At 40.4% G+C, this 13,267-nt stretch carries 10 protein-coding genes; 6 read left to right on the top strand and 4 right to left on the bottom strand.

Translation table 11 applies throughout. The features are described 5' to 3' along the window. Nucleotides 1–34: 34 nt before the first annotated feature. Nucleotides 35–436 carry a hypothetical protein gene (locus tag F3059_RS12105; protein WP_151169634.1) on the bottom strand — a complete coding sequence of 134 codons (402 nt, stop codon included), beginning with the start codon at nt 434–436 and terminating at the stop codon, nt 35–37. A gap of 174 nt (nt 437–610) precedes the next feature. Between F3059_RS12105 and mdh the strand changes: the two genes are divergently transcribed. Then, complete coding sequence (gene mdh / locus F3059_RS12100; protein ID WP_151169631.1) at nt 611–1,543, top strand: malate dehydrogenase; 933 nt, start codon at nt 611–613, stop codon at nt 1,541–1,543. 54 nt (nt 1,544–1,597) lie between these two features. Here the strand turns inward: mdh and murB are convergent, their stop codons facing one another. Continuing rightward, nucleotides 1,598–2,611 (bottom strand): UDP-N-acetylmuramate dehydrogenase, encoded by a 1,014-nt coding sequence (murB, locus tag F3059_RS12095; RefSeq protein WP_151169629.1) that lies wholly within the window; start codon nt 2,609–2,611, stop codon nt 1,598–1,600. 139 nt (nt 2,612–2,750) lie between these two features. Here murB and F3059_RS12090 point away from each other — a divergent pair, with 139 nt between their 5' ends. Both F3059_RS12090 and F3059_RS12085 read left to right on the top strand, forming a co-directional pair. Then, nucleotides 2,751–3,491 (top strand): formyltransferase family protein, encoded by a 741-nt coding sequence (locus tag F3059_RS12090; protein ID WP_223274612.1) that lies wholly within the window; start codon nt 2,751–2,753, stop codon nt 3,489–3,491. Beyond that, nucleotides 3,488–4,588 carry a glycosyltransferase gene (locus tag F3059_RS12085; protein WP_151169627.1) on the top strand — a complete coding sequence of 367 codons (1,101 nt, stop codon included), beginning with the start codon at nt 3,488–3,490 and terminating at the stop codon, nt 4,586–4,588. The genes F3059_RS12090 and F3059_RS12085 overlap by 4 nt, the downstream gene beginning before the upstream one ends. Here the strand turns inward: F3059_RS12085 and F3059_RS12080 are convergent. Both F3059_RS12080 and F3059_RS12075 read right to left on the bottom strand, forming a co-directional pair. Further along, on the bottom strand, nt 4,561–5,451 hold the full coding sequence (locus F3059_RS12080) for a glycosyltransferase (RefSeq protein WP_151169625.1): 891 nt from the start codon (nt 5,449–5,451) through the stop codon (nt 4,561–4,563). The two genes, F3059_RS12085 and F3059_RS12080, sit on opposite strands and share 28 nt — an antisense overlap. Continuing rightward, the gene (locus tag F3059_RS12075; RefSeq protein WP_151169623.1) at nt 5,451–6,122 is read right to left on the bottom strand and encodes a cell division ATP-binding protein FtsE; all 672 of its coding nucleotides are present in this window, start codon (nt 6,120–6,122) and stop codon (nt 5,451–5,453) included. Before F3059_RS12075 ends, F3059_RS12080 begins: the two co-directional genes overlap by 1 nt. A gap of 171 nt (nt 6,123–6,293) precedes the next feature. Here F3059_RS12075 and F3059_RS12070 point away from each other — a divergent pair, with 171 nt between their 5' ends. The 3 genes from F3059_RS12070 to gyrB all read left to right on the top strand — a co-directional run bounded on the left by F3059_RS12070 (nt 6,294) and on the right by gyrB (nt 13,247). Continuing rightward, nucleotides 6,294–9,422 carry a tetratricopeptide repeat protein gene (locus tag F3059_RS12070; RefSeq protein WP_151169621.1) on the top strand — a complete coding sequence of 1,043 codons (3,129 nt, stop codon included), beginning with the start codon at nt 6,294–6,296 and terminating at the stop codon, nt 9,420–9,422. Nucleotides 9,423–9,424: 2 nt separating this feature from the next. Then, the gene (locus F3059_RS12065; protein ID WP_151169619.1) at nt 9,425–11,179 is read left to right on the top strand and encodes a porin family protein; all 1,755 of its coding nucleotides are present in this window, start codon (nt 9,425–9,427) and stop codon (nt 11,177–11,179) included. Nucleotides 11,180–11,294: 115 nt separating this feature from the next. Further along, a complete protein-coding gene (gyrB, locus tag F3059_RS12060; protein ID WP_151169617.1) occupies nt 11,295–13,247 on the top strand; it encodes a DNA topoisomerase (ATP-hydrolyzing) subunit B in 1,953 nt (650 codons plus the stop codon). Nucleotides 13,248–13,267 lie beyond the last annotated feature (20 nt).

Below are 13,267 nucleotides of genomic sequence, written 5' to 3'. Positions count from 1 at the left end.
TAAAAAAATTATTATGCAAATGCTCCTTTTCATCTTACTTCTCCTCCATTTTGCTCGCTTTATATTGCTCGAGCAATTCATCATGTGAGTAAATTATGAGTACTTTATCCTCACCGGGAACTCGTAAATAAACACGTTCATCAGGATCGTGCTTCCCGTTAAACTTTAATACATTGAATTTCTCAGTAGTACTCCAATCTGTATCATTTGGAAAATAGGAACTTGCTAATTCTAATTCTTGCAGTTTTTCGGTCGGAACCGTTTCAAAAGAGTAGCCATTTTTAGCTTTGAATTCAAGCCAGCTCAAGACATTTGTTCCCTCGTGCTTTTCTATAAAAGAAGTCCCGTAAACCTCATCAACACGCGGATCATGGTTCTGACCATTAACAATTAGTGTCAGAAAAAACACTACTAAAAATCCCAATACACTCTTCATAATTTCAAACTATTATTCACTAATAAAACGTGTAATGAGGCTAGGAGTTGGCTGGTAGAGAAGGCTAAAGTATTAAAAACCTCGCAAGATAGTCGTAAATGACTGCCGTGGAATAGGCTATTTTTTTAATTTTGACCTCGTTAGAATAAAAACAAAATAAACGATAAATTTATTATGAAAGTAACAGTTGTAGGTGCCGGTAACGTAGGTGCTACTTGCGCAAATGTTTTGGCTCACAATGAAGTAGCCAATGAAGTTGTTTTAGTTGATATTAAAGAAGGTGTTGCTGAAGGTAAGGCTCTTGATATGTGGGAAACCAGCCCGATTAACCTTTACGACTCTCGCATCACTGGCTCAACAAACGATTATGAAAAAACAGCCGGATCTGAGGTTGTGGTAATCACTTCAGGTATTCCACGTAAGCCGGGTATGAGCCGTGACGATCTTATCGCGACAAATGCCGGTATCGTTAAATCTGTTACTGAAAATGTTGTTAAGCATTCTCCTGATGCTAAAATCGTTGTTGTGGCTAATCCACTTGACGTGATGACTTATCAGGCTTTCCTCAGCTCTAAGAAAGATAGCCGCGAAGTATTTGGTATGGCTGGCATCCTCGATACAGCTCGTTACCGCTCTTTCCTCGCAATGGAATTGAATGTATCGCCTAAGGATATTCAGGCTGTATTGATGGGCGGACACGGAGACACAATGGTTCCACTTCCGCGTTATACAACTGTTGGTGGTATTCCGGTAACTGAACTGATCAGCAAAGAAAAACTAGACTCTATCGTTGAGCGTACTAAGTTTGGAGGTGGTGAGATTGTAAAACTTCTCGGTACTTCTGCATGGTATGCTCCGGGTGCAGCAGCAGCTCAAATGGTTGAAGCGATCGTAAAAGATCAAAAGCGTGTATTCCCAGTTTGCTCTTGGCTACAGGGCGAATACGGAATGAAAGATCTTTACCTTGGCGTTCCTGTTGTATTGGGTAAAAACGGTATTGAGCGAATTATTGAGCTCGACCTCAACGATGACGAAAAAGGACTTCTCGAAGATTCTGCAAAATCAGTTAAATCTGTACTTGAAGTTCTTGACGGAATGGATATCTAAGAGAGAAGAAAAATCTTTCATATACCACTAAAGGCGAGCAAATGCTCGCCTTTTTTATTTGATGATATTCACTTCTCTTTCGAGTTTTACTCCGTATTTGGAGTCTATATCTTCAATGATCTTTTCACTGAGCTGGTAAATCTCTTCACCGGTTGCTCCGCCATAATTTACAAGCACGAGTGCCTGTTTCTTATGTACACCATAATGACCAAAAGTTTTTCCTTTCCATCCTGCCTGATCGATTAACCAACCAGCAGCTAGTTTAACCCCTTCTTTTACCGGATAAGCAACAACATCAGGATGTTGTTTTTTCAATTCCTCATAAAACTCTTTTGAAACAATAGGATTCTTGAAAAATGAACCGCTGTTTCCTATTTCTTTCGGATTGGGAAGTTTGCTCTGCCTGATGTTGATAACAGCTTGAGAAACGGTTCTGACCGATGGTTCCTCCCCCATCTCTTTAAGTTCGGCTTCAATTGCTCCGTAACTCGTATTGAGGTGAGGTGATTTCTGCAATCTGAAGTAAACTCTTGCTATGACATACTGATTTCGAAGACTAGTTTTAAAAACACTTGATCGGTAACCAAATTCGCATTGTTCCTTGTTAAAGGTGTGGATTTCACCAGATTCTCGATGAACAGCTTCGAGTTTCCAAAAGGTTTCTTTCAACTCAACTCCATAAGCCCCGATATTTTGCATCGGTGCGGCTCCAACACTTCCCGGAATAAGTGACAGATTCTCGACTCCTCCCAGGTTCTGACCAACAGCCCACATCACGAAATCGTGCCACACAACACCTCCGCCAACTTTTACAAAAACCTCATCGCTTGTTTCGTCAACTTTTTCAATACCCGGAATTTCATTCAGAACCACAAGCCCATCCACATCATTGCGCAAAAGCATATTGCTCCCTCCTCCCATCAGCAACACATCCTCAATTTTGAGTTCTCCCTTTTTGGCCAACTCCTGTAAGTCTTCAACACGCTCAACTTTAACCAGCTTACTCGCGAGAGCTTTTATCCCAAACGTGTTGTACGGACTCAAATCAATATTCTTCTCAATTTTCATAATGGTTCTATTACATTTCAAAGCTAAATCAAACCTGAGCTCGACACTTTCAATCACAAAAACTTTTATAAACCACGCCCTGTGAACGCGCTATTTAGTAGGTTTGTGAGCAGTGAGTAAGATTCGCAAAATAGCGTTTTTGGGCAGTAAGGCTATTGGGGCATTTTGTCTTTCAGAATTGATCAACAGGCAGGATGAACTCAAGGCTGAAGTTATAGCTGTACTGACAAAAGCCAATAAACTCGATTCCGGTGAAACCGTTTCGTCATTAGCCAAAGAGAACGAAATTCCGGTTCTGACAAGCCTTAACGACTTAAAAGAAATCGATGATCTCGATATCATTTTATCGGTTCAGCATCATGAGATTTTACGGTCAGAGCACATCGAGCTGGCAAGCCAAATTGCTGTGAACTTACACATGGCTCCACTTCCCGAATACCGCGGATGTAATCAATTCACATTTGCAATTCTGGACGAAGCCAAAACTTTTGGAACCACACTTCATCGATTAGAACCCGGAATTGACAGCGGCAGCATATTGTTTGAAAAGCGATTCCCAATTCCTGAGAAATGTACAGTTAAAGAGCTGTATGAAAATACTGTAGAAACTTCTAAAAAGCTCTTCAGCGAAAAAATTGAGGATTTGATTAAAGGAAACTACTCCCCTGTTTCACAATCAGATCTCGAAGAAGAAAGAGGTTCATCATACCATTACCGCCACGAGATTGATGAAGTAAAAAAGATAGATTTAAACTGGCCTAAAGAAAAAATCGAAAAACACATTAGGGCAACGCACCTGCCTCCTTTCCCACCTCCCTACGCTATCAAAAACGGCCAAAAAGTTGAACTTACCCTCGACAAACTCGATAAAATAAAATGACCAAAATCGTTTGTACCGTAACTACTGATCTCAATTACGATCAGCGGATGAAGCGTATATGCACATCGCTATCCACAGCCGGCTACGATGTACTTCTAGTGGGTAGAAAGCGTCCTTTTAGTGAACCGCTAACTGATCAACCTTTTGAACAACACCGTTTAAATGGCTGGTTTGAAAAAGGATTTTTGTTCTATGCCGAATACAACATCAGGTTGTTTTTCTTTTTATTAGGTCAAAAGTTAGATGTTATCAATACGATTGACCTCGACTCAATTGCAGCCTCTTATTCAGCATCCAGAATTAAAAACAAGACCATCATTTACGATGCTCACGAGTACTTCACTGAAATGGAAGAAGTTGTTGAGCGCCCCTTCGTCAAAAAAGTATGGACCCGAATTGAAAAATGGACTGTTCCTAAAATCAAATTTGGCTATACAGTTTCAAGAGGTTACGCCAGGCTTTTTAAGGAGAAATACGGAGTTGATTATCAAATTGTGCGCAATGTTAGTGAACGAAAACCAGATCCTGATCCTATTCAAAACGATCGACCTTACATTCTGTATCAGGGAGCTGTAAATGTTGGCAGAGGTCTGAAAGAGCTTATTCTTGCAATGCATCAAATCAACGATCACGAACTCATCATTTGCGGACTGGGAAATGCTTACGATGAAATGCGAGAACTTGTGAAAAATGAAAAACTTGATTCTAAAATCACATTTAAGGGCTATGTCGATCCCGATGAATTAAAGCGATTCACAGTGGGAGCCAAACTCGGATTCACGCTATTCAGCAATGCAGGTCTCAGTAATCAACATTCCCTCGCAAATCGTTTTTTCGATTATTACCACAGCGGAATTCCGCAAATTGCGATGAAATATCCTGAGTATGAAAACTTCAATAATGAGTTTGAAGTAGCAAAATTGATCGACTCACTGGATGCCGAAACACTTGCAAGCGCAATCAAGGAAGTCCTAGAAAATGAGCAGTACCGACAGCAACTAATCGAAAACGCTAAAAAAGCACGTGAAGTTCACAATTGGCAAAAGGACGAAAAAACATTGCTTGAGGTTTATGAGCGAGCTTTATCTGCCCGGTAAAGCCAAATCAATTTCAGCAAATCAAAATAGCCAATCTTTGGTTTAGTGGCTGATATCAAATTCCGTTCAAAACCTTTTTTAAAAAACCTCAGAACCGGAATGAAAGGCTTCATCTTTATGTATGTCTGCAATAACAGACTATCCCGAGTCTTCAATTTTCCGTTTTGCCAAAGATTAAAAAGTGACTCAACGGCTACTTTTGACTTGTCCAAAAAATCACTGTTCGTCTCCAACCCGATGTGATAAACAGCATTTTCTATATGCTGAATCTTAACTTTTTTACGCTGTAATTCTTTTCCAAATAATGTGTCTTCGTGACCGTATTCAGTTAATGATTCGTCAAACCTGACCTTGTCAAAAGCACTTTTTAGAATCGCGAAATTATTGGCCGCAAAACCACTGTAAGGATATTTGTTTCGGTCAGATCCAGAGCGTTCCTCGCGAGCTTTTCCATAATACCAGCGAAGCTTTCCTTCAGCCGGCATTTCGTCTCTGTATTTAGTTCCGCCTACGATAACCTCAGCTTCGTTCTTTTCAATTTCTCTCAAATAATTTGCGATAAAGTCAGAATCGATATCAGAATCTGCATCGAGAAAAATAAGCCAGTCTCCATTGGCTTCGTTAGCGAGATAGTTTCTGACAGAAGCTCTCCCAATATCTTCTGCTATCACAAGCTGCTTTGAACCTTCAAGTTGATTCACTTCACTGTTGAGCTCAACATGTTCGCTGTCGCTACCATCTTCAGCAATGAGTAACTCAAAGTCAGCTTTATCAAGGCTCTGACCGAGCTGATCAACCAATTCACTTGCGAAAGGGACGAGCGTGTAATTTTTTACCGGGATTAGAACCGACAACCTCATCATCAACTCATTTCAACCCTACCATCTTTACACGTGATGGTTTTGGATTTGTACTTTTCCATGAGTGCATAATCATGAGTTGCCATGAGAACTGCCGTACCATTCATGCTGATATCACTGAGGAGATGGATGATTTTATCAGATGTTTCAGGATCGAGATTTCCTGTTGGCTCATCAGCGAGAATTAGTTCGGGTTCATTGATAAGTGCTCTCGCAATGGCGATGCGTTGTTGTTCACCTCCTGAAAGTTGATGCGGCATACTGGGACCTTTATCTTGTAAACCAACCTGAGTAAGCACTTTATCGATCCGTTCTTTCATCTTTTTCTTGTCTGTCCAGCCGGTAGCCTTCATCACAAAAACAAGGTTTTGATTAACTGAGCGATCCATCAATAATTGAAAATCCTGAAAAACGATACCCAGCTTTCTACGCAAAAACGGAATTTCTTTCTTTTTCAACTTATTGAGTTGATAACCGGCAACCTGTCCTTCACCTTCTTTTAAAGGTAATTCACCGTAAAGCGTTTTGAGCAAACTACTTTTACCTGACCCGGTTTTACCAACCAGGTAAATGAACTGACCTTTGTCTACCTGCACATTTACTTCCTCAAGGACAGTAGTCTTTCCCTGATTTATTTTGCCGTTACTAATTTCAATTACCGTGTTTTCGCTCATCTTTCAGGTTTTGCACAAATTTAGCATTAATGGACACATGAATATGATAACCTGTGCGTTTTGCGTTCAACAGTTTTAGGTTGAAAACTAAAATAAGCCACAACTTTTCTCTGGACTTACAACTGTAATTTTACACCTCAATAGATTGGCAATAATACTGTCTATAAAGTTATGAGAAAAGCAGTTTTACTACTCCTTATAAATGCAGTTTGTGTGATCGGTTTTGCACAACAAACTGAGGTTCGCGTTAGTGATATCAAATATTACAATGAAGGGCTGGATTTGTATGAAAAAGAAAAATACAGTGCGGCCATCAAGTCTTTTGAGAAGGCGCAGGAAGAGGTTGACGATCCCACATCAGAAGTTTATTCAAACTCGGCTTATTACAAAGCATTGAGCTCCCTCAATCTGTTTAATAGGAATGCCGCTTATCTTCTCAAAAAGTTTGTTCAGGATTACCCTGAGAGCCCGAGGGTTAAAAATGCTTACTTCCAACTGGGAAAATACTACTACCGAAAAAAAGACTGGGAAGATGTTCTCTACTGGTACGATAAGCTGGACTTCCTGGATCTGACCAATAAAGAAAGTCACGAGTTTTACTTTAGAAATGGTTACGCACTTTACCAACTCGACTCACTCACAAAATCGAAACAAAACTTTTACGAAATAATCGATGTGCCTAACCTGTACTACTCTCCGGCTAACTATTATTACGGTCAGATCGCTTATGAGCAGGGCAAATACCAAACAGCTATAACGCGTTTCAAAAAAATTGAGAAGGACGAGAAGTTTGAGCGAATTGTCCCTTACTATATCACACAACTTTACTACCTGCAGGAAGAGTATGATTCACTCATCAGTTACGGAAAGCCATTTTTAGAAAATCCAAGAACAAAGAGACAGGATGAAATTTCCCGACTCATCGGTGAAGCTTATTTTGCCCAGGAAGATTACAACAACGCGATTCCTTATCTGGAGGAATACATCAAAATAAGCCGCGCAGCCGAAAGACAGGATTACTTTCAACTAGGCTTTGCTTACCACAAAACAACAGATTGCGAGAATTCCATCAAGTACTTGCAACGTGTTACTTATGAAAAAGACTCACTCGCCCAACAAGCGAATTATTTACTTGCAGAGTGCCAGTTAAAACAGGGCAACAAAAAAGCAGCTCGCAGTAGTTTTTACGATGCTTCACAAATGAAGTACAACGAGGAAGTTGCCGAAGATGCACTGTTCTCATTCGCACAGTTATCGTATGAATTGGATTACGACCCGTACAGCAAAGCTATTGATGCTTTCATCCAATACCTTGAAAAATACCCTGATGCAATAAGGAAAGAAGAAGCATACAACTATTTGGTAAACATTTACCTCAACTCAAAAAATTATCGCTCTGCAATTGCCTCACTCGAAAACACAAAAGATCTCGACCCCAGATTGGAGAAAGTTTACCAAAAACTACTCTACAACCTGGCGACAGAAGAATTCCAAAACGGACAGTACAACGAAGCAGCAGAAACATTTGAAAAAATCACAGAGACATCTGGCGATAAAGAAATTTCAACAAAATCGCACTATTGGAAAGCCGAAGCTCTTTACAGGCTAAACCGCTACAACAGTAGTATAGAATCGTATAAAGCGTTTTTATTTGAACCACGTGCAATTCTGCTCGATGAGTTTAAGCCTGCTCATTACAACATCGGGTACGCCTATTTTCAACAAGAAAAATACACTGAGGCAGCAAACTGGTTCAGAAAGTACATCAACAAAAAAGGAATTGACAGTCTCAAACTCAACGATGCATACATCAGAACCGGTGACGCTTATTTCGTGACAAAACAATACTTGCTATCACTAGAGTATTATCAAAAAGCGCTGAACCTCAAATTACGTGACACTGATTATGTTCTCTATCAATACGCTCAGGCAAATGGTGTTCTCAAAAAGCCTGAAGAAAAAATAAGACTCCTCACAAAGCTTGTTGACGAATATCCAAACTCAGACTATTTTGCAGCTGCATCCTATGAACTGGGACGCAGTTATCTCAATAATCAGAACACAGATAAAGCACTTCAAACATTTGAAGACATCGTAGAGAATTACCCTTACAGTCCGTATAAAAAACGCGCACAGGTCAGCATCGGGCTTATTTATTATAATCAGAGCCAAAACGAAAAAGCACTTTCCATTTTCAAGAAAGTGGTTGATGAAAATCCGAGCTATTCTGATTCTAAAGAAGCGATGCGGGCCATCAAAAACATTTACAAAGAAACCGGCCGCGTTCAGGAATACGAGGATTACATCACAGGACTCGATTTCATGAATGTAAGCGATGGCGCTCTAGACTCGCTCAATTATGAAAGTGCCGAGCTTCAGTACATGGCATCAAATTGTGGTCAGGCAGTGAAAGACTTCAAAGCTTACCTCGAAAAATTCGACCAACCGATTTTTGAGAAAAACGCAAATTTCTACATCGCAGAATGCCTTTACAAAAAGAACAACCTGCCAGAATCAATGGAATACTACCAGCGTGTAGCTGACGAGCCAATCAACAAATTTTCAGAACCGGCTATCAGCAAGGCTGCCTATCTCAACTACAAAAACGACAACTTCATAAAAGCTCACCGCTATTACGAAAAATTGCAGCGCATTGCACAATACGAGGAAAACAAACAGCAAGCGATCATCGGGTTGATGAGAACATCTTTTGAACTCGAAAAATACAGCGATGCTATCCAGTATGCCCGCCAGGTAAAAGACATGCAAAAAATCAAAGAGCCTCTTTATGTTGAGTCGCTCTTTACTATTGCTAAGAGTCTTGAAACATCAGGGCAAAAAGATAAAGCGATAGAGTACTACACTTCTGTTACCGATACCACTCAAAATCAAAAAGCGGCAGAATCGAAATACAGAATTGCGAGCTTGCTCTACGAACAAAATAAGGCAGATTCGGCTCAGCTCGACACAGCTAAAAAGGCTGTCTTCAAACTGATCAACCACACACCAACTTACGACTACTGGCTGGCTAATGGACTAATTCTCCTGGCGGATATCTACCTTGCACAGGACGATTCATTCCAGGCCAAAGCCACGCTTGAGAGTATTTTAGAAAACTACGATGGTGACGAGTCGGTTCTGACCGAAGCTCAGGAAAAACTCGACAAAATCATCAAAGCTGAAAACCCTCAACCTGAGAAACAGGAAGAAACAGAAATCGATTTATCCATCGACTCGGTGAACTACGAAAAACTCATGCCTGAGGAAGAAATGGAAACCGAAGAATGGGAAAACGAATAATCATGAGAACAAGAGCAACAATCATATTCGCGCTTTTATTGACGTTTGGTATCAATGGTTTTGGTCAGATCCAACGCGGAAATGGCGACACGTTATCAACGGAGAACGTCATTATCGTGAAGGAGTTTGAACCCACAATTTCAAACGCCATTAAAATCACAGATTCACCAAAACGACTCGATGTTAAGCCAGAAAAAATGGAGTTTGACTACAAGTTTATCCCAACAAACTTTCAAACATCTTATCTGCCCGATACGATAAAAGCAGCACGCATAAAAGGAGAGCCATTAAACAGGCTTTACCGTGGCTATGCAGAATTAGGAATGGGGAATTACCTCACTACATACGGAAAAGTAAGATTAAACAACACTCGTTCGCGAAATGGCCGGTGGGGTGTTGCTCTGGACCATTTATCGAGCCAGGGTGAAATTGATGATGTCCCGTTTAGCGGATACAGCAATAATAGCGCATCAGTTTACGGAACTCGCTTTTTTAAATCGCACCAGTTAAAAGGAGATGTCAATTACAGTCGCGATGTACATCATAATTACGGTTATCCTGAGTTTTTCTCTGACAGTGTTACCTATAATTATGATGACATCGAAAAGGATGAAATCAAAAGGATTTACAACAACTTGAATGCAACAGCAGAATTTGCCAGCTTTCATGCCGATTCGCAAATGGTAAATTACCGCTTTGACGCTGAGTACGACTACCTTTTCACGAGCTTAGACGATGCTGTTCAGGAACATCACCTTAAACTGAATTCAACTTTTAGTCGCTATTTTGGATCTGAACTTGGAGTAATTGATATCAATGCAGATTACAATGATCAAACAATTTACGACTCTGCTTACAATGATCCTAATCTCTTCGTTGAAATCAACCCAAAAATTGAAGTAAAAGGAAAAAAATGGCGTGCTAAGTTTGGAATAAGTGCATTCATCGAAAATGAAAACGAAACAGATTTCCGTTTCTACCCTGATGTTTTTGTGAATTACAACATTTACGAAGATTACATTATTCCTTATGCCGGTATTGACGGAGGTTTGGAACGCGTAAACCTAAATTCATTGCGTCAAACAAACAGGTTTGTAGCCCCTATATCAACTGTTGAAAACAAAAATACTCGCTACAACTTTTACGGTGGTGTTCGCGGTGCCTTTACATCTGAGCTCTCCTTCAACTTAAAAGCAGCTCGCAAACAAATTGCGAACAATCCATTTTTTGGGGTGCAAAATATGTTTATACCTCCATCAGTCGATCAAATTTTTCGCGACAATGGAACATTCAGCGTAGTTTATGACACAATGAATGTAACGCAATTAACTGCTGAGGTTTCATACTTCCACGCTGAAAAGATCAATGCAACAGCAAGAGTTGATTACTACAGTTACGATCCTAACAACTTCCCCAAAGCATGGCACATGCCCAGGTTTAAAGCTACATTAAGTGGTCGTTACAACATGCGCGATAAAATTATCGCCACGGCAGATATTTTCGCTGTAACTGATCGCTATGCACAAACACTCTATGAATCCAATTCTGATGAAGAAGTAGCCAACGGTATTTACGCACAAAAACTGCCAACTTACGTAGATATAAACCTCGGTGTTGAATACCGGTACAACAAGAAAATTAGTGCGTTTCTCAAAGGATACAATCTCGCATCAATCCAATACAATCGCTGGATGAATTATCCCGTTCAGCGGATATCAGTGCTGGCAGGATTTACCTACAGTTTTTGGGGCAATTAAGAGACTGTTAAATTCATGTTGAAAAGTCAGGTCTAAAGGTTCGGTCAGAACCACTCGTATGGCGTGCAGAATGTTATCTTTGTATGAATTCATGCTATAAATAGAATTATAGAAAATGAGCGAAGAAAAGAAAGAAAATAAGGATTACTCCGCGGGGAGTATTCAGGTCCTCGAAGGACTTGAAGCTGTAAGAAAGCGCCCCGCCATGTATATTGGAGATGTAGGTGTAAAAGGATTGCACCATCTCGTTTATGAAGTAGTAGATAACTCGATTGATGAAGCCTTAGCAGGCCATTGCGATAAAATATCAGTTGTCATAAATGAAGACAACTCAATAACTGTTGAAGATAACGGTCGTGGTATTCCGATTGACTACCACGAAAAAGAGAAAAAATCTGCGCTTGAGGTTGTAATGACCGTTCTCCATGCCGGTGGTAAATTCGACAAAGATTCTTACAAAGTATCTGGTGGATTGCACGGTGTGGGTGTATCCTGCGTGAACGCTCTATCTTCAGATTTACGTGCTGAAGTCCACAGAAAAGGTGAACTTTGGGTTCAGGAATACAATATTGGAAAGCCAATTGAAGATGTTAAGAAAGTTGGTGATACGGATCTGACCGGAACAAAAATCACTTTCAAACCAGATGCTGACATTTTCCAGGAAACAAATTACAATTACGAGATCCTCGAGAAGCGTATGCGAGAGCTGGCTTTCCTCAACAAAGGAATTCGTATCAGCCTTACTGATTTGCGCGAGCTCGATGAAGAGGGCAATCCGCGCAGTGAAGAGTTTTTCTCTGAAGGTGGTCTCAAAGAATTTGTTCAGTTCCTCGATAAAACCCGTGACCCAATCATTGAAGATGTAATTTACATGGATGGTGAGCGTGAAGGAATACCTATCGAGGTGGCAATGGTTTACAACAATTCGTATTCTGAAAACCTTCACTCTTACGTGAACAACATCAGTACTCACGAAGGGGGAACGCACCTTACAGGTTTTAGACGCGGATTAACAAATACACTAAAAAAGTACGCTGAGGAATCAGGTCTGCTATCAAAACTCAAGTTTGAAATTTCCGGTGACGACTTCCGCGAGGGTCTTACAGCTGTCATTTCAATTAAAGTTGCAGAACCACAGTTTGAAGGTCAAACAAAAACAAAACTCGGTAACAGAGAAGTTTCAGCACCTGTATCACAGGGCGTGAGTGAAATGCTTTCCTATTATCTTGAAGAGCATCCAAAAGATGCTAAGGTAATTGTAGAGAAAGTAATTTTAGCTGCTCAGGCTCGTCATGCTGCTAAGAAAGCGCGTGAAATGGTTCAGCGTAAAACGGTAATGAGCTCAAACAGCTTACCGGGTAAACTTGCTGATTGTGCATCAAAGGATCCTTATAAATCTGAAATCTATCTCGTTGAGGGTGACTCTGCAGGTGGAACAGCAAAACAAGGTAGAGATCGTGACTTCCAGGCTATTTTGCCCTTACGCGGTAAAATCCTGAACGTTGAAAAAGCGATGCAGCACAAGATCTTTGAAAATGAGGAGATCAAAAATATCTATACTGCACTTGGTGTTAGAGTGGGAACCGAAGAAGACAGCAAAGCTTTGGATACTTCAAAGTTGCGCTACCATAAAATAGTAATCATGTGTGATGCCGATGTCGATGGATCTCACATTCAAACACTCATTTTAACATTCTTCTTCCGCCACATGCGCGAGCTGATTGAAGCGGGTTACATTTACATTGCAACTCCGCCACTCTATCAAATCAAAAAGGGCCAGCAGTCGCATTATGCATGGAATGATGACGAACGCGATCGATTGTTACAACAATTGAGGACGGCTAAATCATCAAACATTAGCGTACAGCGATACAAAGGTCTTGGTGAAATGAATGAAATTCAGCTATGGGATACAACAATGAATCCTGAAAACAGAACGCTGAGACAGGTTACTGTTGAATCTGGTGCTGAAGCTGATCGAATTTTTTCTATGTTGATGGGGGATGAAGTTCCGCCACGTAGAGAATTCATCGAAAAACACGCTAAATACGCTAATCTCGATATTTAACATTTAGATTCTCACAATCT

Origin of the sequence: Salibacter halophilus (genome assembly GCF_008806325.1) — a bacterium.
Classification (GTDB): domain Bacteria; phylum Bacteroidota; class Bacteroidia; order Flavobacteriales_G; family Salibacteraceae; genus Salibacter; species Salibacter halophilus.
This window is presented reverse-complemented; position numbering and strand designations above follow the sequence as displayed.